Source organism: Streptomyces sp. NPDC054813, from assembly GCF_053611365.1.
Genome location: NZ_JBSHAF010000016.1, coordinates 1 through 26,326 on the forward strand (window position 1 = coordinate 1; position 26,326 = coordinate 26,326).

Sequence of the window (26,326 nt, forward strand, 5' to 3'; positions counted from 1 at the left end):
CCCCTTCGGGGCGCGTGTGGAACGCCCCTTTAGGGGCGCGGGGAACTGCGCGACCAGCCACGATGGCGCCGCACCCGACCGACGGACCTAGGGCGACTCGCCGAGCAGCCGTACCAGTTCGATCCGGGATCGGATCCCCAACCGGCTGAAGACCCCCCGCAGATGGTGGTCGATGGTGCGTGGGCTCAGGTTGAGGCGGTCGGCTATCTCGCGGTTGGTGGCGCCCTCGGCGGCCATCCGGGCGACCATGAGCTGCTGGGCGGTGAGGACGGCGGCCGGGTCGGGCGCACCGGTGGTGGCAGGTGTCAACGCCGTGCCCAGTGCGCGGAGTTCGGCACGGGCCTGGGCGGCGCAGTGCGGGGCGCCGAAGGACTCGAAGGCGGCCAGCGCGCTGTGCAGCCGGTCGCGTGCCTCGGGGCGCTGCCGCAGTCGGCGCAGGGCCCCGGCGAACAGCAGCTCGGTACGGGCGCGTTCGAGGTCCCGGGTGCCCCGGGCGTGCAGGTCGAGGGCGGCACGGTAGTGCTGGACGGCCTCGGCGCCGGGGGCGAGCAGGGCCCGGCAGCGGGCGCTGAGCGCGAGGTCGTCGGTGCTGCGGACGGCGGTGGCCCAGCGGTGGTAGTCGGCGTGCGCGGCGCGGGCGACCCGGGTCTCTCCGGTGCGGACGGCGGCCTCGACATAGTGCGGGGTGGCCAGGTGCCGGATGGCCCGGTGGCCGTGTCCCGGGCCGAACCCGGCGAGGGCGCGCAGCCGGGCGGCGGCAGCGGGGAAGCGGCCGCCCGCCAGGTCGAGAAAGGCGAGCGCCCACTGGGCAAGGGCGGCGGGCAGGCCGAGCCCGTGCGCCAGGGCGTGCGCGCGGACGGCGGCGGTGCGCTCCCGACAGGCCTCCTCGTCGCCCCGGACCGCCGCGAACATGGCGAGCGCGGCCTGGAGGTGGCAGGCCCCGTTGTCCTGCCCGGTGGCGTGGGCCTGGTCCAGGGCCTCCTGGACGGCGGCCTCGGCGGCCCGGGTGCGGCCGGTCCAGAAGTCGGCATAGGCGCGGAACTCCATGGCCTGAACGGCCGTCGCCGGGGTGCCGAGGGCGCGGGCCGAGGCGGCGGCCCGGAGGGTGGCGGTGGCGGCACGGGTGTGGTCGCCGAGCATCAGCGCCGCCATGCCGGAGTGGATCAGCAGACCGGGGTCGCCGCCGGGCCCGCAGCGGCCGGCGGTGCCCTTGAGGAGGATCCGGGCGTCGTCGTAGCGGCCCTCGACGGCGGCGGCGAGTCCGGCGAGGATGCCGGGCGGGAAGACGCCCAGCCACTGGGCGATGTCATGGGCCTCGCGGCAGCGTCCGAGGTCGCCGGTGTAGACGGCGGCCTCGGTGGCGAGGGCGAGGAGTTCGGCGGAGTCGACGGAACGTTCCTGCCGGACGGCGGCGGTGACCAGCGCGTCGAAGGCCTCCGAGGCGTTGCCGGCTCTGAGGGCGAGGACGCCGTCGAGGGCGGAGTCGTCCGTACGGGCGGCGAGCCGCCTCGCCCGGTCGGGCTCTCCGGAGCGCCAGGCGTCGGCGGCGGCCAGGGCGAGCAGCCGGGCCTCCGCGACCGGGTCCGGGCAGAGGTCGGCGGCGCGTTCGGCGAGGGCGCGGGCGAGCGCGGGTCTGCCCTCCGCGCGGGCGCGGTCGGCGGCGACCCGGAGTTCGGCCGCCAGCCGGGCGCTGGGGCCGAGCGCGGCGGCGCCGCGGTGCCAGGAGCGGCGGGTCGTCTCGTCCTTGCCGCCCAGCACCCGGGCGAGCAGTTGGTGGGCTTCGCGCCGGTCGGCCGGTGAGGCGGTGCCATAGGCGGCGATCCGGGTCCAGGCGTCCCGGAAGAACACCCCGCCGGCACCGGCGTGGGCGACCCCGGCGGTCTCGGCGGCGTCCAGCGGACGGGTGTCGAGCCGGCCGGCCGTGACCGCGCGCAGGAAGGCGTGGGTGGCGACCGGATACTGGTCGGCCGCGGCCAGGAGCAGCAGCCGACGGGTGTCGTCGGGCAGGGCACGGATCTCCCGGCGCAGGGCATGGAGCAGCCGCGGGGCGAGTTCGGCCGGTTCGGCCGGCAGCGGGTCGAGTCCCGCCGTCTGCCGTGCGGTGAGGCGCGGCACGAGTTCGGCCACGGCGCGCTGATCTTCGTATACGACGCGTCGCACCCGGGCGCGTACGCCCTCGGGGAGCGCCGAAGCCGGGCATGGCCCCGCGTCGGACGTCTGCGGTGGCGAAGTGCGGTCAAGAGGTGGGGGATTCACCGGTATCACCACACGAAAGACGTTACTGGCGAGTTAGTTGACTCGTAAAGACTGGCGACTTCACCGATGCGGCGCGCGTAGACCCGTCCCGACACTCCTGAACAACCCCACCCGTTTCAGGAGGCATCATGCAACGCGCCAAGCGTCGCATCGCAACCGCTCTGACGGCGATAGCCGGTTCGCTCCTTCTGTCGCTCCCCCTGGCCACCACTCCCGCGCAGGCGGCGAGCCACGACCCGGTCGTCTTCGTGCACGGCCTCAGCAGCGACTCCAGCAGCTGGGACAGCTGGATCGCGGACTTCAAGGCCGACGGGTACACCTCGTCGGAGCTGTGGGCCTGGTCGTACGACTGGACGAAGTCGAACGTCACCACCGCGTCGCAGCTGTCGACCTACATCCAGACCGTGCTCTCGCAGACCGGCGCCTCGAAGGTGGACCTGGTGGTCCACTCCATGGGCGCGCTGAACAGCCGCTACTACCTCAAGAACCTCGGCGGGACCTCGTACGTGGACGACTTCGTGTCGGTCGCCGGGGTGAACCACGGGACGAGCGTCGCCTCGCTGTGCGGGTGGCTGTACACGTCCTGCAAGGAGATGACGACCGGCAGCTCCTTCCTGACCGCCCTGAACTCCGGTGACGAGACGCCCGGCAGCGTCTCGTACGCGGCGTACTGGTCGAACTGCGACGCGGCGATCGACCCGGACTCCTCGGCGCTGCTGAGCGGGGCGACCGACGTCGGCGTCGGCTGCATCTCGCACACCGACATGAACGACGACTACGGCGTCTACCAGCAGGTGCGGGACTTCATCGCCTGATCCGGCGGCGGGGGGTGCGACGGGCCTTCGCGGGGGACAATCACCGTAGACCTGCTCCCGTCGGGAGGTATCGTCATGCGGCTGATGTCCACCGGTGCCGGGAACCCGGTACGCGATCCCGTCCACCACCCGCTGTTCGCCCGCTACTACGCCCGCATCAGTGTGACCGCCGAGTCCAGGCTCGGGATGGCCGCCGTCCGGGAGCGACTGCTCTCCGGACTGTCGGGGCGCGTGATCGAGATCGGCGCGGGCAACGGTCTCAATTTCGCGCGGTACCCCGGGGCGGTGGCGGAGGTCGTCGCGCTCGAACCGGAGCGTACCCTGCGGCAGTTGGCGGCCGAGGCCGCGGTCCGCGCCGAGGTCCCGGTGGACGTGGTGCCAGGCGCGGCGGAGGCGCTGCCGGTGAAGAGCGAGGCGTACGACGCGGCGGTGCTCTCCCTGGTGCTGTGCAGTGTGCGGGATGTGCCGCGGGCGCTCGCGGAGGCACGGCGGGTGCTGCGGCCGGGCGGTGAGCTGCGGTTCTTCGAGCACGGGCGGGGCGGCGGCCCGGCGATGCGGTTCACCCAGCGGGCGCTGGACCGGACGGTGTGGCCGCTGCTGAACGGCGGCTGCCGGCTGTCCCGGGATCCGATCGCCGAGTTGCGTGCGGCCGGGTTCGAACTCGGTCCGTACCGGCGGGTGTTCCTGCCGGAGAACGGCCCGAGGCTGCCGACCTCGTACTGTGTGCTGGGCATCGCGCGCAAGCCCCAGGAATCCTGAGCGGCACCCGGTTCACAGGCTCCAGCGGCGCAGTTCCTCCGCGATGTCGGACACGCTCGCCTCTCCGGTCTTCACCAACCGGGCCAGATCGCGGACCTGTTCGGGCGAGGTGGCGACCTTGAGGCCGCTGGCGACCAGGTAGGCGTAGGCGACCGAGGACGCGAAGAGGGCGTTCGAGCGCTCAAGTGCCGGGACGTGGATGAGGAGTTGGAGCAGGGCGGCGGCGCGGGCCTGCGGGGTGTCGTAGACGGGGACGTCGAATATCTCGGCCTGGTGCCTGGCGACGGCGGCGATCAGCGCGCCCCAGTCGGTGACCTGGGGGTCACCCGGGGTCTTCTGTTCGGCGAGCATGAGGAGCCAGGCGAGATCGATGGTCAGGTCGTTCAAGGGATCAGTGACGGCCTTCGGTCTTGTCAGACGTATCGGGACCCTGCGCTTCGCCGAATTCCTCCGCGAAGACGGACTCGTACTGCTTCATGAAGTCGGCGGCGGCCTCGACGAACGTACGGCCCGCTTCACCTGTGTCCTGCATGACCAGTTCCTCTATGTAGCGGTTGACGCTCATGCCGCGCGCGAGGGCGCGCTCACGGGCCGCCTTGGCGGTGCCCTCGTCGACGCGCACGTTCAGCTGGGTCTTCGCCATACCTAGACGCTAGCGCGACAGTGCTAGCAGCGGCAAGCGCGCATCGGAACCGAAAAGTGATACCGCCTGTGGGACGCGTCACACTACGCTCGACCCGGACAAAGAGGCCGCGCGAGCTAGGAGGCAGTCTTGGCCACACCTGCTGCGGAGGCGCCCGCCGCCGAGGGGACAGCAGCCCGGGCACGGGGGCTGACCAAGGCGTACGGCGCGGGTGAGACGGCCGTGCTCGCACTCGACTCGGTGGACGTGGACATCGCACGCGGCCGCTTCACCGCGGTCATGGGCCCGTCGGGCTCCGGCAAGTCCACGCTGATGCACTGTCTGGCGGGACTGGACACCGTGTCGGCCGGCCAGGTCTGGCTCGGCGGCACCGAGATAACGGGGCTGCGGGAGCGCGAGCTGACGCGGCTGCGCCGGGACCGGATCGGGTTCATGTTCCAGTCGTTCAACCTGATCCCGACGCTCAACGCGGTCGAGAACATCACCCTGCCCATGGACATCGCGGGCAAGAAGCCCGACGGGGTGTGGCTGGACCAGGTCATCGACACGCTGGGGCTGCGGGACCGGCTCAGGCACCGGCCGGCGCAGCTGTCCGGCGGGCAGCAGCAGCGGGTGGCCTGCGCGCGGGCGCTGGCGTCCCGGCCGGAGCTGATCTTCGCCGACGAGCCGACCGGCAACCTGGACTCGCGGGCCGGTCTGGAGGTGCTGGGCTTTCTGCGGGACGCGGTCGACCAGCTCGGTCAGACGGTCGTCATGGTGACCCACGACCCGGGCGCCGCCGCCCACTCCGACCTGGTCCTGTTCCTCGCGGACGGCCGGGTGGTGGACCGGATGGAAGGGCCGACGGCGGACGCCGTGCTGGAACGCATGCGCCTTTTCCCCGGGGGCCGTGACACGAGCGGCTCCGCCCCGCGGCCCGAGCCCCCCGGATCCGGCGTGGGACGCGGGTCCGCGCGGCCCGAGGAGGACTGACCCGGTGCTCAAGGCAACCCTGCGGAGCTTCCTGGCCCACAAGGGACGGCTGCTGCTGTCCGCGCTGGCCATCGTCCTGTCCGTGGCATTCGTCGCGGGCAGCCTGATCTTCTCCGACACCGTCACCCGTACCTTCGACCGGCTGTTCGCCTCCACCTCCGCCGACGTGACGGTGGAACCGAAGGAGGACCTCAAGTCGTCGGTGCCGACCGGCGCCGTACAGACCGTGCCGGCCGCGCTGAAGGAACGGGTCGCCAAGGTCGACGGGGTCGCGGACAGCCACGCGGACGTGTCCGTGCAGAACATCGTGGTGGTCGACAGCCACAACAAGTCGGTCGGCCCGACCACCGGCGCCCCGACCATCGCCACCGACTGGTACCTCACCCACCGCAGCCCCGTGAAGCTCACCTCGGGGCACGCCCCGCAGGGCGCCGGCCAGGCGCTGCTCGACGCCGACACCGCCGACAAGAAGCACGTGCGCATCGGCGACACCCTGACCGTGCAGGCCCAGCCCGGCACCTTCGAGGTGGAGATCGTCGGCATCGCCACCTTCACCACCACCAACCCCGGCGCGGCACTGGTCTTCCTCGACCCTTCGGTGGCCGCGAAGGAACTGCTGGGCTCGGCCGGCCGGGCGACCAGCATCTCGGTGGACGCGGCGCAGGGCGTCCCGGACGCCGTGCTGAAGCGCCGGGTCGGCGCGGCGATCGGCACCGGGACGTACGACCTGAAGACCGCCGACGAGCAGGCGAAGTCCTCCGCCGCGGACCTGGGCGGATTCCTCGACGTCATCAAGTACGTGATGCTCGGGTTCGCCGGCATCGCCACGCTCGTGGGTGTCTTCCTGATCGTCAACACCTTCTCCATGCTGATCGCCCAACGCACCCGTGAGCTGGGCCTGTTGCGCGCGCTGGGCGCCGACCGGCGTCAGGTAAGGCGGTCGGTGCTCACCGAGGCGGTGCTGCTCGGGCTGGTCGGTTCGACGCTGGGACTGGGCGCCGGCGTCGGGCTGGCGCTCGGGCTGATCAAGCTGATGACCGCGTTCGGGATGAACCTCAAGACCACCGAGATGGTCATCGGCTGGGGCACCCCCGTCGCCGCCTACGTCGTGGGCGTCGGCGTCACCTTCGTCGCCGCCTACCTGCCCGCCCGGCGCGCCGCCACGGTGTCGCCGATGGCGGCGCTCGCTGACGCCGAGATCGCCGGGGTGGGCAAGCCGCTGAGGACGCGGGCGATCGTCGGCGCCGTCGTCGGGGCGCTCGGGGCGGCGGCCCTCGCGGGCTGTGCGACGGCCACGAAGACCGCCTCGGCCGCCTCGCTGCTGGGCCTCGGAGTGGTGCTGACCCTGCTCGCGACCGTCATCGCGGGCCCGCTGCTGGTGCGCCCGGTGATCCGCGTCCTCGGCGGGGCCTTCCCCGCGCTCTTCGGCTCGGTCGGCCGGATGAGCCAGCGCAACGCCCTGCGCAACCCGCGCCGCACCGGCGCCACCGCCGCCGCGCTCATGGTGGGGCTCGCCCTGGTCGGCGGGATGTCGGTGGCGAGCGCCTCGATGTCCAAGTCCTTCGACCAGCAGATCGACAAGACGCTGGGCGCCGACTTCGTCATCCAGAACGGCAACTTCCTGCCGTTCACCCAGGAGGTCACCGACAAGGTGCGCGGCACCGATGGAGTCGGTCTCGTCGTACGGCAGCGGTTCGCGCCGGTGGCGGTACGACTGCCGGACGGCAAGCGGGTCACCACGACCGCCGCCGGGTACGACCCGCAGGTCGACGAGGTCGCCCATGTCGCCTACAAGGGCGGGAACACCGCGGCCGCGCTGGCCGACGGCGGCATCGGCATGGACGCCACCTTCGCCGCGGACCACAAGGTGCGCCTCGGCAGCGTGCTCCCGGTCGAGTTCCAGGGCGGGAAGAGCGCCGAGATGAAGGTGGGCGCCCTCACCGACCAGGACAGCGGCAGTGGCTTCGGCACCCAGGGCGGGCTGTTCTTCGGCATCGCCACCGTGGCGAAGTACGTGCCCGGCGGCCAGGACTCGTCGTTGTACGTCAACCACGCCTCGGGCACGAGCGTGGACCGGCTCCGCGCGAACCTGGAGCGGACCCTGGCCCCCTATCCGCAGGTGCAGGTCCGCGACCAGGCCGACTACAAGAAGCTGGTCCACGACCAGATCGCCGTGCTGCTCTACCTGGTGTACGCGCTGTTGGGCCTGGCGATCGTGATCGCCGTGCTCGGCGTCGTCAACACCCTTGCCCTGTCGGTCGTGGAGCGCACCCGCGAGATCGGGCTGCTGCGCGCGATCGGGCTGGGCCGGCGGCAGCTGCGCCGGATGATCCGGCTGGAGTCGGTGGTGATCGCGGTGTTCGGCGCGGTGCTGGGGCTCGCGCTCGGCCTCGTGTGGGGCGTGTCCACCCAGCAGGTGCTGGCCCTCCAGGGCATGAAGGCGCTGGCGATCCCCTGGGGCACGATCGTCGCGGTGGTGATCGGTTCGGCGGTCGTGGGCATCGTGGCCGCGCTGCTGCCGGCGTTGCGTGCGTCGCGCATGAACGTGCTGGCGGCCATCGCGCACGAGTGATGGCATCGTGACGCGCAAGTCCCCCCACGGTTGAGGAGAGTTCATGTCGCGCCCGTTCCGCTTCGGGGTCAACCTGCTCACGCCCGCATCGGCCGACGAGTGGCGCGCGAAGTGCCGGCGAGCCGAGGAGCTCGGGTACGACGTGCTCCTCGTCCCCGATCACCTGGGGATGCCGGCACCCTTCCCTGCGCTGGTCGCGGCGGCCGGGGCGACCGAACGGCCGCGCCTGGGCACCTTCGTCCTCAACGCGGGTTTCTGGAACCCGGTGTTGCTGGCCCGCGAGGTGGCGACGACCGCCACGCTGACCGGCGGCCGTCTCGAACTCGGTCTCGGCACCGGCTATGTCCAGGCGGAGCACGAGCGGGCCGGGCTGCCGTTCGGCTCGCCGCGCGAGCGGGTGGACCATCTACGGCGCACGGTCGAGGAGTTGCTGAAGTCGGACGACTGCCGGGTGCCGTTGCTGATCGGCGGCAACGGCGACCGGATGCTGCGGCTGACCGCCGAGCACGCCGACATCGCGGCCTTCGCCGGGGCCCGTCTGGCGCCGGGCAGCACGGAGGGCCGCCTGGATCCGGTCCCGGCGGAGGAGCTCGACGAACGGGTCGCCCGCTACGCGGAATTGGCGACGGGCCGCGGGGAACCCGCTGAACGGAACCTGCTCATCCAGATCGTCGCGATCACCGACGACCCACAGTCCGCACTCGGCCCGCTCCTGGAGCGACGGCCCGAGCTGATCCTGGCCCAGGCCCTCGCCCTGCCCACGGTCCTGGTCGGCACCCTGGAGGAGGTCGTCGGCCGGGTGCGGGGGCTGCGCGAGCGGTACGGGTTCTCGTATCTGACCGTCCTGGAGCCGTACATGGAGGTCTTCGCGCCGGTGCTGGCGGAGCTGTCCGCATAGCGGAATACGGGGACCGCGCCCCCGGGCCCAGCGCGAGCACGCCGGCGCCGATCCGGACCACCTGCCGCTCCGCCGGTCCTGAGCGGCAACGCGCTCTCGGAGTACGGCATGGGCTCCGCCTTCGATGCCCGTCGCAACCGGGCCCTGCAGCCGTTCGGCGAAGTCACTCTGCCGGGAAGCTCCTCGTCTCGCCGGCGGAGGGCTGTGGGGTGTCGTGACGGCCTTCGTCGGCGTCCAGGGCCGCAAGTAGGCGAAGCCGGTCCTCGGTGTCGCTGCCAGGGCGGGCATGGTAGGTGACGATGGTCTGGCCTGGAGCACTCGGGACCAGGAGTTTCTCGTAGTGCAGTTCGAGAGGGCCGACCTGGGGATGGCGCATCAGGCTGGTGCCGGTCGACTTGTGCCTGACGTCCTGGCGGGCCCAGAGCCGACGGAATCGCTCGCTGCGCAGGGACAGCTCGCCGATGATCTCCGTCAAGCGTGGTTCCTGGATGTCGGCACCGGCCACCGAGCGCAGATAGGGGACGACCCTGGCGGTCATGGCTTCCCAGTCCTGGTGCAGTTCGCGCAGCTCCGGATCGAGGAAGGCGTCGAGGATGCCGTTGTGGCCCGGCGTGTTGGCGGGCGACAGCGCGGTCGCCAGGCGGTTGGCGGCGAGTACGTCCATGTACCGGCCGTGCACGTAGGCGGGGGTGAGCGGCCAGGTGTCGATGAGCGTGCGGATGGTGTCGCTGACCTTCTCGGGGCGGGATGCGCGGGCGCGGCGGGGGCGCTGAGGTGTGGCGGCCAGCTGAAGCATGTAGGCGGTGGACTCCTCGTCCAGCTGGAGGGCGCGGGCGATGCTGAGCAGCACCTGCTGGGAGGGGCGTCGATCACGTCCCTGCTCCAGGCGGACGTAGTAGTCGGAGCTGACGCCGGCGAGGAAGGCGACCTCTTCCCGGCGCAGCCCAGCCACCCGACGGTTTCCCGCATCGGGAATGCCCGCGTCCTGGGGAGTAACGAGCTCTCTGCGGGCGCGCAGGTAGGCGGCCAGAGCGCCCGAATCGCCGGAATTTGCCATACCGCCAGGTTAGGTCGCATGCACGCCGTCCGGGTGGCCCTGCCAGTCCCGGTCTCCAGGGGGCCTGGCCGCTCTCTCTTCGCAGCCGCACAGCGACGATCAAGTTCCCGTGGAGCGGTCCGGTCGGCACCCCACCGAAGGCCGCGCGGTCGCCATCACACCGCTCGTCCCTGGCCCGCGCCCCCTACGACGCGGACCCGCTGGAGGAGACTTCCATGTCCGATCTGTCTCACAGTCGCTTCGATCGCCATTCGACTGCCGGCGAGGTGATCGACGGAGCCGACCTGGTCGGCAAGAGCGCGCCGTCGTGACCGGCGCCGGATCCGGCATCGGGGGTTGTCCACACCGAAGCCGACCACCGCTCGACGGCCCCGTGGATCCGAGTTGCCGAGCACGAGCTCAAGCGAGCGGCGCGGCCGATGACCACACGCCGAACCACTGCTCGGCGCCGTACGCCTCGAACCGCTCCGCCTCGGTGAACCCCAGCTTGGCCGCGAGACGCATCGAACGGACGTTGGCTGTCTGGGTGTAGAGCACCACCGGCTCGCCGGGCAGCGCGCCGGCGAACCAGTCGAGTGCCGCCGCGCACGCCTCGGTGGCATACCCGTGTCCCCACGCCTCCGGCAGGAACAAGTAGCCGAGTTCGGTCGCCCCGGCCTCCCGGCGGTGACTGCTGCCCGGCAGCTCGGGGGCATGCGGTTTGAGCTGGATCGTGCCGATCATCGCTCCGTCGAGCTCGATCACGAACCAGCCAGGGTGCTGCCCGGGCACCTCGGGCACCGTGCGTTCGAGCTCGGCTCGCGGTCGAGGGCCACCGAGGTAAGTGCTCACCTCTGGCGAGGCGTTCAGCTCGATGACCACCGGACGGTCCCGTGTCTCGGACTCGCGGAGTACGAGGCGCTCGGTCTTGATCGGGGCAGGCGGCCAGGCGAGGGCTCGGGAATCGGTCATGCCGGCCAACCTAGCCAGCGGACTCCGAAGCGATCAAGACTCGCCGGCCACGGGACAGCAACTGGTGGGACGCCGAAGGAGCCACCCCACAAGTCCGGCACCGTCGCGAACCAGCCAGGCCCTCCCTCTTCACAACGTACCCACGGGTAACCCCAGTTGCAGCTGTTACTTTCCCTTTCAAGATCCCTGGATCTCCCGCACCTCCCCCACTCCCCCACTCCCCCACCTGCACCGAGGCCCCCATGCTGAACCCCTCCTCAGCCGACCGCACGGGCGGACGCCACCGCAAGAGCAGAACGGCCAGTCCGACGCTCCGGCGTGCCGCCGTCATCGCGGTGACCGCCCCGGTCGCCGGGACGATCCTGTTCGGCACGTCCGCCTTCGCCGCCGAGAAGACCGTCTCCAAGACCGCCGCCGCCACGCTCGACCCCGCCGAGCAGAAGATCGCGGACAACCTCAACACCCGTGTCCAGGACACCCGTCTGGGCAGCACGCTGAGCGGTGTGGTCATCGACGCCGAGTCCAGGAAGGCCGTATGGGGTCATGACGCGACCACCGCGTTGATGCCCGCGTCCAACACCAAACTGGCCACGTCGACCGCCGCGCTGACGGTCCTCGGCCCCGACCACCGCTTCACCACGAAGGTCGTCTACGGCGACGGCACCCTCACTCTGGTCGGCGGCGGGGACCGCACCCTCACCTCCGCCGACCTCGACGCGATGGCCGAGACCGTCGTTGCGGGCCTGAAGAACGCGGGTCTGACCTCGGTGAAGGTGCAGGTCGACGACAGCCTCTTCCCCGAGCCCACACTCGCCACCGGCTGGAACGACGGCTACTACCCCGACTCCGTCGCCCCGGTACGGGCGTTGGTGGTCGACGGCCACCACGTCACGGACACGTCCCTGGACGCCGGTCAGACCTTCGCGAAGCTCCTCGCCAAGCGAGGTGTCACCGTCACCGGAACCGTCGCCCACGGCGTCGCCGGCACCGGAACCGTCCCCGTGGCACAGCACCGGTCCGGCGCACTGTCGGCCATCGTGGAACACATGCTCAAGGTGAGCGACAACGACATCGCCGAGACGCTGCTACGGACGACCGCGCTCGCCGCCGGCCGCCCGGCCACCTTCGAGGACGGCACGGCGGTCGTACGCCAGGTCCTCGGCCAATACGGCGTGTCCCTGGACAACTTCGAGATCCACGACGGCAGCGGTCTGTCCCGCGCCAACCGCATCCCGGCGCAGACCATCGCCGACATCCTCGACCTGGCCGACGCCGCCGCCCACAGCCAGACCCTGAAGTACATCGTGGACGGTCTGCCGGTCGCGGGTGAGGCGGGCTCGACGCTGGGCCCGGAGTGGGGCAGGTTCGACACCGCGGACTCCCAGTGCGCCGTCGGAAAGGTCAGCGCCAAGACGGGCACGCTGACCGGCGCGATCGCGCTGAGCGGTCTGACGAAGGCCGGAGACGGACGCTGGAAGATCTTCTCCTTCATCGAGAACAACTCCAGCGCCGACCCGGCCGCCACCAAGGACGCCCTCGACGGCCTCGCCGCCACGGTCAACGGCTGCTGGGCGTAGGACGGCACAGCACGCCCCGACCGGCTGTGCGGTGTGGTGGTACGCGGAGGCGACGGCCGGGGGACGGGGTGCCTGTCCACACCGGGCGGTCACCCCGACGGGTCACGCGGTTCCAACCTGCCTCCGCTCGATTCCCCGGTACGGAAAACTCGTTCGCCAGACAGGCGAGCGCCCTGCTTGGCTCAGCTCATGAGCGATCTTCGTATCCGCTGCGCCACCTTCTCGGACATCGACACCGTGCTGCGGTTCTGGCGCGACGCCGCGGAAGGAACGAGCATCAGCGACGACCACGACGGCGTGGCCCGACTCATCGCACGAGACCCCGAAGCGCTGCTCCTCGCGACGCGGGACGACCTCCTCACCGGAACCCTCATAGCCGGCTTCGACGGATGGCGATGCTCCGCCTACCGGCTCGCCGTACACCCCGACCACCGCCGGCAAGGCATCGCCACCGCCCTGCTGCAGGCCGCGGAACGACGCTTCGCCGCCCTGGGTGGACGACGCGTCGACGCGATGGTCCTGGAAGCCAACGAGCAGGCCCACCACACATGGGCCGCCGCCGGCTACCACCGCGAGGACCACTGGCGACGCTGGGTCAAACCGCTGTAGCCGACGTCAGCGAGGCGACGTCGGCGAGCAAACAGGCCTCGGCGGCCGACGCCGCCGGCGGCTGCCAGGGAGCGGTTGCGGGGGGCGCCGCGTACGCTACTTTGCCGATCCTTTACCATTGGGGGATCGTCCCGTTCCTCGATGAAAGGTGTGTGAGCGTCCGCCCATGGGCGAGCCTCCCGGTCCTCGGTCCCGGCAATACCGCGCGGTCCCGTCCGCCCTGTCCGATCATGGGACGGAGGTGACCCCATGACCGAAGTGCTCCTCCTGCTGGTGGCGATCCTGCTCTCGCTCGCCTGCGGTGCCTTCGTCGCGGCCGAGTTCTCACTGACCACGGTGGGTCGCGGCGACTTGGAGCGCGCCGTGGAGCGCGGCGAGCGCGGGGCGGCGGGCGCCCTCAAGGCCGTACGGCACCTGACCTTCCAGCTCTCGGGGGCGCAGCTCGGCATCACGGTCACCAATCTGGTGGTCGGCATGCTCGCCGAGCCGTCGATCGCCAAGCTGCTGGCCGGTCCGCTGGAGGCGATGGGCATCGCGCGGTCGGCGGCGAGCTCGCTCGCCCTGGTGATCGGCACCGCGCTGTCCACGGTGTTCCTGATGGTCGTCGGCGAGCTGGTGCCCAAGAACTGGGCGATCTCCTCGCCGCTGGCCGTGGCCAAGCGGGTGGGCAACGCCCAGCGTTGGTTCAGCGCGGCCTTCCGGCCGTTCATCACGCACCTGAACAACACCGCGAACCGGCTGGTACGACGGTTCGGCGTGGAGCCCGCCGAGGAGCTGGCCTCCGCCCGCGGGCCCCAGGAGCTGGCCGCGCTGGCCCGGCACTCCGCCAAGGAGGGCGCGCTGGAGGCGGACACCGCGGAACTGTTCGTGCGCACGCTGAACCTCGCCGATCTCACCGCGGAGAACGTGATGACCCCGCGCGTCCAGGTTGTCGCCCTGGAGGTCCGGGCGACCTGCGAGGACGTGGCGAACGCGACCCGGGCGACCGGGCTGTCCCGCTTCCCGGTCTACCGCGAAAGCCTGGACTCGGTCGTCGGCACCGCCCACATCAAGGACATCGTGGCCCTGCCCGTGGCGGAGCGGGCGCGCGTCCGGGTGGCCCAGGTGATGCGCGAGCCGCTGCTGGTCCCCGAGTCCCTCACCGTCGACCGCCTCCTGGACCGGCTCGGCGGCCGGCGCACCATGGCCGTCGTCATCGACGAGTACGGCGGTACGGCCGGGGTCGCCACCCTGGAGGACATCGTCGAGGAGGTCGTCGGCGAGGTCCGCGACGAGCACGATCCGCACGAGACGCCCGATCTCGCCCCCGCGGGCGCCGACGAGCAGGGCCGCACGCTCTACTCGGCGGACGGCGCGGCCCGTATGGACCAGCTCGCGCGCGTCGGCCTGAGGGCGCCCGAGGGGCCGTACGAGACGCTGGCCGGGCTGGTCGCGGCCGAGCTGGGGCGGATACCCGAGACCGGGGACAGCGTCGAGGTCGCCGGGTGGCGGCTCGACGTGGTGGACGCGTCGGGACGGCGGGCGGCCCGGGTGCTGCTGCACGCGCCGCTCGCCGACGAGCAGGAGCAGAAGCGGGAGGGGCGCCGGTGACCGTCGTACAGCTGCTGATCGGTTTCGCGACGCTGGTCGTCAACGCCTTCTTCGTGGGCGCCGAGTTCGCGCTGATCTCCGTGCGCCGCTCCCAGATCGAGCCGCACGCCGAGGCGGGCGACCGGCGGGCCAAGAGCGTGCTGTGGGGGTTGGAGCACGTATCGGCGCTCCTGGCCGCCGCCCAGCTCGGCATCACCCTGTGCACGCTGGTGCTGGGTGTGGTCGCCGAGCCGGCCATCGCGCATCTGCTGGAGCCGGTGTTCCACGCGGTCGGCGTGCCCGAGAGCGCCGGCCATGCCGTGTCCTTCGTGATCGCGCTGGCTCTGGCGACCTACCTGCACATGCTGCTCGGCGAGATGGTGCCGAAGAACGTGGCGCTCGCCGAGCCCGTGCGCAGCGCGCTGCTGCTCGGGCCGCCCCTGGTGGCGCTGTCCCGGGCGCTGCGTCCGGTGATCTTCACAGTGAACGCCTTCGCGAACGGCCTGCTCAAGCTGTTGCGGGTGGAGACCAAGGACGAGGTCGCGGCGACCTTCACGGACACCGAGCTGGCCGAGATCGTCAAGGACGCCAGCGAGGCGGGTCTGATCGACGACCGGGCGCAGGAACGCCTGCACGACGCCCTGGAGCTGGGCCGGCGGCCGGTGCGGGACGTGGTGGTCCCGCTGGAACGGGTCGTCTACGCGCGCGTGGGCGTCACCCCGGAAGAGCTGGAACGGCTGTCGGCGGAGTCGGGTTTCTCCCGGTTCCCGGTGGTCGACGAGGGGCGGCGGATCGTCGGCTACCTGCACGTCAAGGACGCGCTGGACGCCTCGCCACGGGACGAGGCGTTCCGGCTGCGGGACATGCGGCCCATCGCGCGGGTGCGGGAGAGCACCCCGCTGGACGACGTGCTCACCGCGATGCGCGGCAGCCGCACCCATCTGGCGGGCGTGCTCGGTGACGACGGGCGGCTGGCGGGGCTGGTGACGATGGAGGACGTGCTGCGGGAGCTGTTCGGGCAGCACGCGTAGCCCACCTCCGAGGAGGGACCGACCGACGGGTATGCGCCTCGGGATACCATCTCTGTCGCCATGCAGAAGAACCCTGTGCACCCCGCGCTTCCCGCCCACTCCAGCCTGGTCGCGGTCGGCGACTCCTTCACCGAGGGCATGTCGGACCTGCAACCCGACGGCTCGTACCGGGGCTGGGCCGATGTCCTCGCCGCCCGGATGGCCGCCCGCACCCCCGGCTTCCGCTACGCCAACCTCGCGGTGCGCGGCAAGCTGATCGGGCAGATCGTCGAGGAGCAGGTGGACGTGGCGGTCGCGATGCGGCCCGACGTGATCACCCTGGTCGGCGGCCTCAACGACACCCTGCGCCCCAAGTGCGACATGGTCCGGGTCCGGGACCTGCTGACCGAGGCTGTGGAGCGGCTGGCGCCGGCCTGCGAGCAGCTGGTGCTGATGCGCAGCCCCGGCCGCCAGGGCCCGGTCCTGGAGCGGTTCCGGCCGCGCATGGAGGAGCTGTTCGACTGCGTCGAGAAGCTCGCCGGACAGCACGGCGCCGCCGTGGTCGACCTGTACGGCGCCCCTTCGCTCTCCGACCCCCGGATGTGGGACGTGGACCGGCTGCACCTGACGGCCGAGGGGCACCGCAGGGTCGCCGAGGCGGTCTGGCAGACCCTCGGGTACGAGGCCGAGGACAGCGAGTGGCACACGCCGATGCCGGCCACACCGCCGCCCGGCTGGGCCGCGCGCCGGGTCGCGGACGCCCGCTTCACCAGGCAGTACCTGCTGCCGTGGATAGGCCGTCGTCTGACCGGACGCTCCTCGGGGGACGGCCGGACAGGCGCCCACTTCAGCGCTGAGCTGGGCAAAGCCTTCTGGGTCACCCCCGCGGACCACACAAACCCCGGCCCTGTGACGGACTGGCGACGGGTGGGGCCCTAGCCCGGAGCCCCGCCGGCTGCGATGCACCGATTACACGCGGGGCGCGGGCGAGGCCTGGGCCCGGTCGTTTGGGTGGTGTGATCGTCGTCGCTGTGCATATTCGTCTGACCTTTTAGAGTCGTCTCGCTTTCTTCGATGGCGCTGGCGCGCCCTTGACTGTGTGCGCCGTCTGGCGCCCGATGTGACACAAGCGGCCTCCATCGTGTGGCGATAGAGCCGTGCCTCGAGGAGGAACGTTCATGCTGGCCAGGAGGATCGGCGCGGTCGCCGCAACAGCAGTGGCGCTGGTGGCAGCCCGCGACCTTGTCCAGAAGCGGCACGCGCTGCTGCGGAACTTCCCGGTGATCGGGCACGCTCGGTACCTGCTGGAGACGATCGGGCCGGAGCTGCGGCAGTACATCGTGACGTCCAACGAGGAGGAGCGCCCCTTCAGCCGTGACCAGCGCACCTGGATCTACGCGTCGGCGAAGGAGGAGAACAACTACTTCGGGTTCGGCACCGAGGTCGACGTCGAGCACGTCCAGGGGCACGCCTACCTGAAGCAGCGCACCTTCGCCGGCGCTCTGCCCGACGCGCACGACCCGCAGGCCCCGCTGCCCTCGGCCAAGGTGCTGGGCGGTCCGCGCGGGCGCGCCAAGGCCTTCCGGCCGGCGAGCGTCGTGAACATCTCGGCGATGAGCTTCGGCTCGCTCTCCGGCGCGGCCATCACGGCGCTCAACAAGGGAGCGGCGCTGGCGGGCACGATGCACAACAGCGGCGAGGGCGGCCTGTCGCCGTACCACCGCAACGGCGGCGACTTGGTGCTGCAGATCGGCACCTCGTACTTCGGCTGCCGCAACGAGGACGGCAGCTTCAACCTCGGCAAGCTCAAGGACGTGGTCGCGAGCGCCCCCGTCAAGGCGATCGAGATCAAGCTCTCCCAGGGTGCCAAGCCGGGGCTGGGCGGGATGCTGCCGGGCGCCAAGGTGACCCCGGAGATCGCCGAAATCCGCGGCATCCCCGTCGGCAAGGACTGCGCCTCCCCGTCGCGGCACACCGCGTTCAGCGACGTCGACTCGATGCTCGACTTCGTCGAGCTGCTCGCCACCGAGACCGGTCTGCCGGTCGGGGTCAAGAGCGCGGTGGGCGAGCTGGACTTCTGGCAGGAGCTGGCCGCGCTGATGGCGCGTGGTGACCGTGGCGTCGACTTCGTGACCGTCGACGGCAGCGAGGGCGGCACCGGAGCGGCGCCGCGGATCTTCGCCGACTCGGTGTCGTTGCCGTTCCGGATGGGCTTCTCCCGGGTCTACGGCACTTTCGCCGAGCTCGGGCTCACCGACGAGCTGACCTTCATCGGCTCCGGCAAGCTCGGCCTGCCCGAGAACGCCGCGGTCGCCTTCGCCCTGGGCGCCGACATGATCAACGTGGCCCGTGAGGCGATGCTGTCGATCGGCTGCATCCAGTCGCAGAAGTGCCACACCGACAAGTGCCCCACCGGCATCGCCACCCAGAACCAGTGGCTGGCCCGCGGCCTGGACCCGACCTCGAAGGCCACCCGGACCGCCGTCTACCTGCGCACCCTGCGCAGAGAGCTGATGAAGGTCTCGTCGGCTGTCGGCGTCGCCCACCCGGGACTCATCACCGCCGACGACATCGAGATCATGAACGGCGACTACGAGGCCCGCACCCTGGCCGACGTCTACGGCTACAAGGACGGCTGGGGCGAGCTCGGCCCGCACCTTGCCAAGGAGATCACCGAGCTGCTCGTCTCCACGCCGACCTCCACGAACATCCGGCCGGAGTGATCGCAACGTGTCCGAAGAAGTGAGATTCAAGAGCGTCGTCGGCCCCGAGCTGGCCGGGTCGATCGACCTGCCGGAGGGCGAGGTCCGGGGCTGGGGGATCTTTGTCCACGGATTCACGCTCGGCAGGAACTCGCCGGCCGCCTCGCGGGTCAGCAAGCAGTTGGCACGCGAGGGGATCGGCATTCTGCGCTACGACAACCTCGGGATCGGCGACTCCGACGGCGACTGGGGTGACGGTTCCTTCACCGTCAAGGTCCAGGACACCGTCCGCGCGGCAAACCTGATGGCAGAGCGGGGGACTCCGGCGGATCTGCTGGTGGGGCACTCGTGGGGAGGCGCCGCCGCCATCGCCGCGGCGGCCGAGGCAACCGGCGTCCGCGCGGTCGCCACGATCGGGGCGCCCGCCGACCCCAGCCACGTGGAGCACCAGTACGACGCGGTCGTGGACCGCGTGCTCAGTAACGGGCAGCACGAGTGGTTCGTCGGCGGGCGGACCCTGGTCCTCAAGCGTGCCTTCGTCGAGGACGTCCGCCGTGCCCGTCTGGACGAGCGGGTGCGTGAGTTGGACCAGCCGCTGCTCGTGATGCACTCGCCCACCGACGACACCGTCGATATCGCCAACGCCGGGGAGATCTTCCGCAAGGCGCGGCACTCGCGAAGCTTCGTCTCGCTCGAAGGAGCAGACCATCTCCTGACCGCACGAGGGCACGCGCAGCGAGCCGCCCGCATCATCAGCGCCTGGGCCGACCAGTACATCCACGCCTCACGACCCGCAGGAAAGGACGTTTTGGGTGTTTGAGCGGTCGTTTTCGCCTGAGTAGACATGCTTCAGGCACCCCAGTACTGCGCTCTCGCCTCTCATGTGACAGGCCCAGGGGCGCAGTGGCGCCTCAGAAGTCGCACCTCGACGGTGGAGCCATTTTTCACGTTCTTGCTCTTGCGCAGGCAGAGGTCTACGAGAGGCCTGACGGCCATGGGTGCCACACCGTCCGGGGACGGCAGGGCAGGCGCCCATTTCAGCGCTGAGCTGGGCAAAGCCTTCTGGGTCTCCCCTGCGGACCACACAAACCCCGGCCCGGTGACGGACTGGCGACGGGTGGAACCCTGAGCCGGAGCCCCGCCCGGCTGCCCTGCGCGGCGAGTTCGCCGTGCACGCACCATCAGCCCCCACCCGGGATTCTCCGGTACGAGGCGCAGGACGAGGGCCCGGACGGAGCCGACGGCGCGGGGACGGCCTGGGCGTTCGGGGCGGGGCAAAGGATCTGGAGATCCTGACCCTGCGCCACCGACTCGCCCACTGCACAGGCAGGTGGACAAGCCACACTCGACCTGGCCCGATCGAGCGCTGCCTGACGCAGCTGCTTCACCGTCTCCCGCGGTTGCAGCTCCGCCAGCTCCCCCTGATCATCTCTCCCGACACCGTGCTCCGTTGGCACCGTGACCTCCCACGTCGGCGCCACGCAAAAGCCTCACTCATCGGCAACAGCCGTACAGGGCTGAAGGCGGTGGACAAGGCGAGGTACGGCAGTCGCACCAGCACAGTCGACCATCCTCGCGACCGGCCCGCGCATGCTCCAAGAGCCTCTTCCACGCGGGAGGCTGCCCCGTCAGGCGCCGTCCGATGACGTCGAATCAGGTCTGTCACCGGCGTGGACGCGATATTCGGCACGTACGGCATCCGCCGCGGATCGCGAGGGCCTGCCGGCCGCGTGGAACGGCGTGGAACGGCACGGAACGCCCAACCCTCAGGTGGTCACGCCGGGCTGCACAGGCCGCGCCCTTGAGAGGGTGCGCGGCCTCGAACCGGTCGGCTCCACCGAATCAGCACATGGGACGAGAACCGGGACAGGGATGAACATTTCGAGAAAGTGCCGGCTGTTCGCAGCGATCGGGGCACTGGTGACCTCGCTGGCCGTGTCCGGCGGCACCGCGTCGGCCACCGTGCCCGCAGGGGCCGCCGACCGCGCGGCGGACTCGCAGAACTTCAGCATCACCTCCGACGACCAGCAGAACCAGTTCGTCCAGGCCGTCAGCACCCCCAACGCGACGGTGATGATCGCGGGGACCGTGAATCTGGACCTGAGCGGCCTGTCAGCCATACCGGTAGCTCCCGGGGTTCGGGTCATCGGCGATCGCACGGTCGTCGCGAAGGGGCCGCGGATCTTCACGACGACGTTCCCGCGCACGCTGCTGACGATCGGGGACAGCAACGGCGGGACCGCGGACAACGTGCGGATCAGCGGGATCAGGTTCGACGGCGGGGAGCCGATGGACCCCGCCGCGTCGGTGGGCACCACCGACGCGGACGGGATCGACGTCTGGTCCAGCCAGAACGTGGAGATCGACCACGACGAGTTCGCCCGCTGGCGCGGCGCGGCGATCAACGTGCAGGATCCGGGCAACCGGATCAACCGAGCCAACGCCGACACGGTGTGGGTGCACGACAACTACATCCATGACAACCAGCACCCCACCATGGACGGCATCGAGGACGCGTTCGGCAGCCACCACGGCGCCGGCTACGGGGTGGCCCTGAACAACGGCGCCTACGCGCTGATCGAGAAGAACGAGTTCCAGGCCAACCGCCACTCGGTCACCGGTGACGGCCGGCCGGGCACCGGGTACCTGGTGTACCGCAACCTCATGGAGTCACCCGGGCTCGGCTTCTCACTGCTGGGCTGGGACCACTACGAGCACCTCATCGACATGCACGGCCGCGGGGACTGCTCCAACTACCAGTGCGGGCCGGCCGGCGAGTACGCCGACATCGCCTACAACTCCTTCCCCTCCACCAACTCGACCGAGATCAAGCTGCGCGGCACGCCCACGGACGGCTTCAACGTCGAGAACAACGTCTTCGCCCACACGGTCCGGTGGTCGACCACGTTCACCAACGGTGCGCTGGACCAGACCGAGACCGGTCTGCACGACAACGGCGGGAACATCCTGGGGGCGAACCGGGACAACCAGCGCACGTGCGACTTCGACGGCGACGGCATCGCCGACCCCTTCATGACCACGGGCCTGACCTGGTGGTACGCCACCAGCGCCGGCGACCAGCACTGGGTCTACCTCAACCAGTCGAACGAGCGCATCGCCGACCTCCGGTTCCGCGATGTCAACGGCGACGGCCTGTGCGACGCGACCTCGGTGAACACCGGCAAGGTCTACTACACCCACCGTCAGACCGACGACACGGTGCGTCCCAGCAACGGCCTTCCCACGGTCGCCCCCGTCCCCGGCTCCTCGGTCGCCATGGCCTCCCAGGACGAGACGGACTCCGCGAAGGGGGTCCAGGCGTTCGCCGTCGACGCGCAAGGCGGGCTGCACACCACCCACATCGTCCCGGGGCAGCCGGCCCCGGACTGGACCGCCGACTACGACACCCCCGCACCACTGACGTCCGTGGCGGCGGCGACCAACGCCGACGGGCGGATCGAACTGTTCGCCCTTGACCGGAACGGGCTGATCTACTCGCGCGCGCAGACGAGTCCCGGATCGAGCGGGTGGTCGGCATGGAGGAACATCGACGGCATCCTCAATTCGATCTCCGTGGCGCGCAACCAGAACGGAACCCTCCAGATCTTCGGCACCAACTCTGCCGGCTCGATCTTCACCCGCTCCCAACTGCAGCCCTCGGTCGACAACTGGAACGGCTGGCAGCAGATGGACGGCCTCCTGAACAAGATCGTCGCAGGAACCCACGCGGACGGGACGATCGAGGTCGACGGCTTCAACTTCAACGGCACCCCGTTCCACCGCCGGCAGACCACCGTCAACGCCACCAGCCCCGGGTCCGGCTGGTCGGCCTGGGCCCAGATGTTCACGAATCAGGGGGTGCTCACGGACATCTCCGTAGCCCCCACCTATTACCAGGAGTTCGCGTTCTTCGGTGTCTTCGGTGACGCGGCGTACCAGAACACCGAGGTGTCGTGGGGCGGCTACAACACCGGCGGGTGGCACGCCCTCACCTACGGCAGCGGCATCCGCAACGTCGCCGCGCAGCGGTGCGGCACCGACGTGCTCCTCATCGGCGTCACCGACGACGGAAAGACCGAGATCAACGAGATCGGGGGCGGTTTCATCGGCGGTGACTACGGGTGGGGCCTGATCAACGGCGCCACCGCACGTACCACCTGATCCGTACCGACAGCGCGGCCAACCGAGGCGCACGACGTCCACCTCAAGCACTACGACAGCGATGTGCGAGTGCGCCTCGAAGCGCCGCTTGGTCGCGCTGCAGTCCGGCGACGGCCGCGCGCCGAAGCGGCCGGAGCTGCTGCCGTACGAGGCGTAGCGGGGGCATAGCCTGGATGCCGTGTCCACGCGGGTGATCAATGTGAGGGGCCGGATCCACGAGTTCGGCCCCCGGCTGGAACACGCTCCCGAGGACGTCGTCTACGTCGGTCGCCGCTGGACCATGGGCGGCTGGGACCTGCCCCGCCACCCGCTCCGCAACCCCTTCGCCTACAACACCCCGAGGAAGAAGCGAGACGGCACCCGGGCCGAGGTGATGGCGATGTACCGGGCGTATCTGCTGGAACACCCCGAGCTGCTGGAGCTGGTGGCCGAGCTGCGGGGGAAGACACTGGCGTGCTGGTGCGTGCCCGAGCCGTGCCACGCGGACGTCCTGGCGGAGCTGGCCGAGGCCTCCTGACGCTCGTGCGCCTGACCGGGCCGATTCGCCCCCCCCATCGCACGTCTCTCGTAGCTTCGCACGAGCGGACCTGCGGCGCTGGACTGCAGAAACCGCCAGTAGAATCCGTACACGTGACTTCTGCCGCTCCCGCCAAGCCCCGCATCCCGAACGTCCTCGCCGGACGTTACGCCTCCGCCGAGCTCGCCACGCTCTGGTCGCCCGAGCAGAAGGTGAAGCTGGAGCGGCAGCTCTGGCTCGCCGTGCTGCGGGCCCAGAAGGACCTCGGTATCGAGGTGCCGGACGCGGCGATCGCCGACTACGAGCGGGTCCTCGACACCGTCGACCTGGCCTCCATCGCCGAGCGCGAGAAGGTCACGCGGCACGACGTGAAGGCGCGGATCGAGGAGTTCAACGACCTCGCCGGGCATGAGCACGTGCACAAGGGCATGACCTCCCGTGACCTGACGGAGAACGTCGAGCAGCTGCAGATCCGGCTCTCGCTGGAACTGGTGCGCGACCGTACGGTGGCCGTCCTGGCGCGGCTGGGCAAGCTGGCCGGCGAGTACGCGGAGCTGGTCATGGCCGGCCGCTCGCACAACGTGGCCGCACAGGCCACCACCCTCGGCAAGCGCTTCGCGACCGCCGCCGACGAGCTGCTGGTGGCGTACGGCCGGGTCGAGGAGCTGCTCGGCCGCTACCCGCTGCGTGGCATCAAGGGCCCGGTCGGTACGGCCCAGGACATGCTGGACCTGCTGGGCGGGGACGCGGCGAAGCTGACCGAGCTGGAGAACCGGATCGCGCGGCACCTGGGCTTCTCGCAGGCGTTCACGTCGGTCGGCCAGGTGTACCCGCGGTCGCTGGACTACGAGGTCGTGACCGCGCTGGTGCAGCTGGCGGCCGCGCCGTCGTCGCTGGCCAAGACGATCCGGCTGATGGCCGGGCACGAGCTGGTCACCGAGGGCTTCAAGCCGGGCCAGGTGGGCTCCTCGGCGATGCCGCACAAGATGAACACGCGGTCCTGCGAGCGCGTCAACGGCCTGATGGTGATCCTGCGCGGCTACGCCTCGATGACCGGCGAGCTGGCGGGCGACCAGTGGAACGAGGGCGACGTGTCCTGCTCGGTGGTGCGCCGGGTGGCCCTGCCCGACGCGTTCTTCGCGCTGGACGGTCTGCTGGAGACCTTCCTGACCGTGCTCGACGAGTTCGGCGCCTTCCCCGCCGTCATCGCCCGCGAGCTGGACCGCTACCTGCCGTTCCTCGCCACCACCAAGGTGCTGATGGGCGCGGTGCGCGCGGGTGTCGGCCGTGAGGTCGCGCACGAGGCGATCAAGGAGAACGCCGTCGCCACCGCGCTCGCGATGCGTGAGCAGGGCGCCGAGCGCAACGACCTGCTCGACAAGCTCGCCGCCGACGAGCGGCTGCCGCTCGACCGTGAGCAGCTGACGGCCCTGATGGCCGACAAGCTGTCCTTCACGGGCGCGGCCGCCGACCAGGTCGCGGCCGTCGTCGGCCGGGTCGAGGAGATCCTCAAGCAGCACCCCGAGGCCGCCGCCTACGCCCCCGGAGCGATCCTCTGAGCCGCCCTGCCGGCTCGCCCCCGTCACCCCGCTTCACCCAGGCGGAACTGGAGGCCGCCCGCGACCGGCTCGTCCCGGACGTGATCGCGGACGGCCTGCACGTCCTGTTCTGCGGCATCAACCCCGGTCTGATGACGGCGGCCACGGGCCATCACTTCGCCCGTCCGGGCAACCGCTTCTGGCCGGTGCTGTATCTGTCCGGGTTCACCCCGAGGCTGCTGAAGCCCGCGGAACAAGGCCAGTTGCTGTCCTACGGGCTCGGCATCACGAATGTGGTGGCGCGGGCGACCGCGCGCGCCGACGAGCTGACGGCCGCGGAGTACACCGAGGGCGGGCGGCTGCTGACGGCGAAGGTGACCCGGACGCGGCCGAGATGGCTGGCGGTGGTGGGCGTCACGGCCTACCGGGCCGCCTTCGGCGACCGCACGGCCCAGGTAGGGCCGCAGGAGCGGCTGATCGGGGACACCCGGGTGTGGGTGCTGCCGAACCCGAGCGGACTGAACGCGCACTGGACGGCGGCGACCATGGCGGAGGAGTTCGGGCGGCTGCGGGAGGCGGCGGAGGGCTAGCCGGTCACCGCCGGCAGGGGGTGGGCCGTCAGGCGTCCCCTCGACGGGGCGGCCCTGCCGTCAGGCGTCCCGCCGGCAGGGCCGTTGCGGACCCGTCAGGCTGCTGCTCACGCCCGGTGAGGAGACTTCGGGGATCTCGCAGGCGCCGTCGGCGACCTGGCGGGACCGGTGGCGCACGGTGCTGTGGCTGACGGTGCCGGCTCCGGTCTCCCGGGAGGGCTATCGCATCCTCCAGGAGGCACTCACCAACGTGCTCCGGCATGCGGGGGCCGTGCCCGTGCGGGTCCGGGTGACCGTGGCCGACGGGACGCTCGGGCTGGAGGTGCGCAATCCGCTCACCGCGGCGATACCCGGGCCCGGGCGGGGCAGCGGGCTGCGCGGGATACGCGAGCGCGCGGCCCTGCTCGGGGGCAGCGAACCCCTCGTACGGGCGGGGCTGCGCGCCGTGCTGGATGCGCAGCCCGACATCGAGGTGGTCGGCGAGGCCACCGACGGGGCGGCGGTCATCCCGCTGGTGCGGCGGTTGCGGCCGGACGTGGGGGCGATGGACGTACGGATGCCGCTGCTGGACGGGATCGAGGCCACCCGCGCGGTGCTGCGCACGGTCGCGGAACCACCGAAGATCCTGGTGGTGACGACGTTCGAGGACGACGAGTACGTGTACGAAGCACTGCGCGCGGGTGCCGACGGGTTTCTGCTGAAGCGGGCCCGGCCGGCCGAGATCGTGCACGCGGTGCGGCTGGTCGCCGAAGGCGAGTCGCCGCTCTTCCCGGCCTCGGTACGGCGGCTCGCCGCCCGGTACGGCGAGGCCGACGGCCGGGACATGCTCCGGTGGGCTCGGTTGACCGACCGGGAGGCCGAGGTGCTGCGGCTCATGACGCAGGGACTGTCCAACGCCGAGATCGCCGGCAACTGGTCGTCGGTACCGAGACCGTGAAGTCCCATGTGGGTGCCGTCCTGGCCAAACTCGGGGCGCGGGACCGTACGCAGGCGGTGATCGCGGCGTACGAGTCCGGGTTCGTCGTGCCCCGCTGATCGCGGATCCTCGGCAGGTCGGAGGCGCCGGACACTCGCCGGAGCCGCCGGTGCCGAAGTACGATCCGGCCAACACGCAGGGCTAGCTGGGAGGA

The 26,326-nt window shown here is 71.0% G+C and carries 21 protein-coding genes and 2 pseudogenes; 18 read left to right on the top strand and 5 right to left on the bottom strand.

Going from position 1 to position 26,326, the window contains the following annotated elements; translation table 11 throughout:
- Positions 1 to 87 precede the first annotated feature (87 nt).
- A complete protein-coding gene (locus tag ACWGJB_RS29245; protein WP_453383062.1) occupies positions 88 to 2,268 on the bottom strand; it encodes a LuxR C-terminal-related transcriptional regulator in 2,181 nt (726 codons plus the stop codon).
- A 116-nt stretch (positions 2,269 to 2,384) separates the two neighbouring features.
- Here ACWGJB_RS29245 and ACWGJB_RS29250 point away from each other — a divergent pair, with 116 nt between their 5' ends.
- The gene (locus ACWGJB_RS29250; RefSeq protein WP_453383063.1) at positions 2,385 to 3,071 is read left to right on the top strand and encodes an esterase/lipase family protein; all 687 of its coding nucleotides are present in this window, start codon (positions 2,385 to 2,387) and stop codon (positions 3,069 to 3,071) included.
- Positions 3,072 to 3,146: 75 nt separating this feature from the next.
- Positions 3,147 to 3,830: a class I SAM-dependent methyltransferase gene (locus ACWGJB_RS29255; protein ID WP_453383064.1), complete on the top strand. Its 684-nt coding sequence runs from the start codon at positions 3,147 to 3,149 to the stop codon at positions 3,828 to 3,830.
- A 12-nt stretch (positions 3,831 to 3,842) separates the two neighbouring features.
- On the opposite strand, the gene ACWGJB_RS29260 is transcribed toward ACWGJB_RS29255, so the two are convergent.
- Together ACWGJB_RS29260 and ACWGJB_RS29265 are read right to left on the bottom strand one after the other, a co-directional pair.
- On the bottom strand, positions 3,843 to 4,217 hold the full coding sequence (locus ACWGJB_RS29260) for a fic family toxin-antitoxin system, toxin component (protein ID WP_450763491.1): 375 nt from the start codon (positions 4,215 to 4,217) through the stop codon (positions 3,843 to 3,845).
- Positions 4,218 to 4,221: 4 nt separating this feature from the next.
- Positions 4,222 to 4,473, bottom strand: a complete 252-nt coding sequence (locus ACWGJB_RS29265; RefSeq protein ID WP_351698264.1) for a toxin-antitoxin system HicB family antitoxin — start codon at positions 4,471 to 4,473, stop codon at positions 4,222 to 4,224.
- Positions 4,474 to 4,602: 129 nt separating this feature from the next.
- On the opposite strand from ACWGJB_RS29265, the gene ACWGJB_RS29270 reads away from it, so the two are divergent.
- The 3 genes from ACWGJB_RS29270 to ACWGJB_RS29280 are packed head-to-tail and all read left to right on the top strand — an operon-like array spanning position 4,603 to position 8,915.
- Positions 4,603 to 5,445 (top strand): ABC transporter ATP-binding protein, encoded by an 843-nt coding sequence (locus ACWGJB_RS29270; RefSeq protein WP_453383065.1) that lies wholly within the window; start codon positions 4,603 to 4,605, stop codon positions 5,443 to 5,445.
- Positions 5,446 to 5,449: 4 nt separating this feature from the next.
- Entirely contained in the window at positions 5,450 to 8,017 is a 2,568-nt protein-coding gene (locus ACWGJB_RS29275) for an ABC transporter permease (protein WP_453383066.1), read from the top strand.
- A gap of 43 nt (positions 8,018 to 8,060) precedes the next feature.
- Positions 8,061 to 8,915 carry a TIGR03621 family F420-dependent LLM class oxidoreductase gene (locus tag ACWGJB_RS29280; RefSeq protein ID WP_453383067.1) on the top strand — a complete coding sequence of 285 codons (855 nt, stop codon included), beginning with the start codon at positions 8,061 to 8,063 and terminating at the stop codon, positions 8,913 to 8,915.
- A gap of 163 nt (positions 8,916 to 9,078) precedes the next feature.
- Here ACWGJB_RS29280 and ACWGJB_RS29285 read toward each other — a convergent pair whose 3' ends face one another.
- Positions 9,079 to 9,972, bottom strand: a complete 894-nt coding sequence (locus ACWGJB_RS29285) for a helix-turn-helix transcriptional regulator (protein WP_453383068.1) — start codon at positions 9,970 to 9,972, stop codon at positions 9,079 to 9,081.
- A 399-nt stretch (positions 9,973 to 10,371) separates the two neighbouring features.
- On the bottom strand, positions 10,372 to 10,923 hold the full coding sequence (locus ACWGJB_RS29290) for a GNAT family N-acetyltransferase (protein ID WP_453383069.1): 552 nt from the start codon (positions 10,921 to 10,923) through the stop codon (positions 10,372 to 10,374).
- Between the two features lie 242 nt (positions 10,924 to 11,165).
- Here ACWGJB_RS29290 and dacB point away from each other — a divergent pair, with 242 nt between their 5' ends.
- The 13 genes and pseudogenes from dacB to ACWGJB_RS29355 all read left to right on the top strand — a co-directional run bounded on the left by dacB (position 11,166) and on the right by ACWGJB_RS29355 (position 26,231).
- Entirely contained in the window at positions 11,166 to 12,500 is a 1,335-nt protein-coding gene (gene dacB, locus ACWGJB_RS29295) for a D-alanyl-D-alanine carboxypeptidase/D-alanyl-D-alanine endopeptidase (protein WP_453383070.1), read from the top strand.
- Between the two features lie 189 nt (positions 12,501 to 12,689).
- A complete protein-coding gene (locus ACWGJB_RS29300; protein ID WP_453383071.1) occupies positions 12,690 to 13,109 on the top strand; it encodes a GNAT family N-acetyltransferase in 420 nt (139 codons plus the stop codon).
- 249 nt (positions 13,110 to 13,358) lie between these two features.
- Positions 13,359 to 14,699, top strand: coding sequence for a hemolysin family protein (locus ACWGJB_RS29305; RefSeq protein WP_453383072.1), 1,341 nt, complete (start codon positions 13,359 to 13,361; stop codon positions 14,697 to 14,699).
- Positions 14,696 to 15,709, top strand: a complete 1,014-nt coding sequence (locus ACWGJB_RS29310) for a hemolysin family protein (protein WP_453383073.1) — start codon at positions 14,696 to 14,698, stop codon at positions 15,707 to 15,709. Before ACWGJB_RS29305 ends, ACWGJB_RS29310 begins: the two co-directional genes overlap by 4 nt.
- Before the next feature lie 60 nt (positions 15,710 to 15,769).
- Positions 15,770 to 16,627 carry an SGNH/GDSL hydrolase family protein gene (locus ACWGJB_RS29315; protein ID WP_453383074.1) on the top strand — a complete coding sequence of 286 codons (858 nt, stop codon included), beginning with the start codon at positions 15,770 to 15,772 and terminating at the stop codon, positions 16,625 to 16,627.
- Between the two features lie 239 nt (positions 16,628 to 16,866).
- The gene (locus ACWGJB_RS29320; RefSeq protein WP_453383075.1) at positions 16,867 to 18,411 is read left to right on the top strand and encodes an FMN-binding glutamate synthase family protein; all 1,545 of its coding nucleotides are present in this window, start codon (positions 16,867 to 16,869) and stop codon (positions 18,409 to 18,411) included.
- 7 nt (positions 18,412 to 18,418) lie between these two features.
- Positions 18,419 to 19,210 (top strand): alpha/beta hydrolase family protein, encoded by a 792-nt coding sequence (locus ACWGJB_RS29325; RefSeq protein ID WP_453383076.1) that lies wholly within the window; start codon positions 18,419 to 18,421, stop codon positions 19,208 to 19,210.
- 189 nt (positions 19,211 to 19,399) lie between these two features.
- Positions 19,400 to 19,519: pseudogene (locus tag ACWGJB_RS29330) on the top strand (SGNH/GDSL hydrolase family protein); the annotation flags it as partial.
- A gap of 743 nt (positions 19,520 to 20,262) precedes the next feature.
- Complete coding sequence (locus tag ACWGJB_RS29335; protein ID WP_453383077.1) at positions 20,263 to 22,551, top strand: tectonin domain-containing protein; 2,289 nt, start codon at positions 20,263 to 20,265, stop codon at positions 22,549 to 22,551.
- 178 nt (positions 22,552 to 22,729) lie between these two features.
- Positions 22,730 to 23,068 carry a DUF4326 domain-containing protein gene (locus tag ACWGJB_RS29340; protein WP_453383078.1) on the top strand — a complete coding sequence of 113 codons (339 nt, stop codon included), beginning with the start codon at positions 22,730 to 22,732 and terminating at the stop codon, positions 23,066 to 23,068.
- A gap of 113 nt (positions 23,069 to 23,181) precedes the next feature.
- Entirely contained in the window at positions 23,182 to 24,627 is a 1,446-nt protein-coding gene (gene purB / locus ACWGJB_RS29345; RefSeq protein WP_453383079.1) for an adenylosuccinate lyase, read from the top strand.
- An 80-nt stretch (positions 24,628 to 24,707) separates the two neighbouring features.
- On the top strand, positions 24,708 to 25,196 hold the full coding sequence (gene mug / locus ACWGJB_RS29350) for a G/U mismatch-specific DNA glycosylase (RefSeq protein ID WP_453383080.1): 489 nt from the start codon (positions 24,708 to 24,710) through the stop codon (positions 25,194 to 25,196).
- 400 nt (positions 25,197 to 25,596) lie between these two features.
- Positions 25,597 to 26,231 (top strand): annotated as a pseudogene (locus ACWGJB_RS29355) (response regulator transcription factor).
- Positions 26,232 to 26,326: the final 95 nt, after the last annotated feature.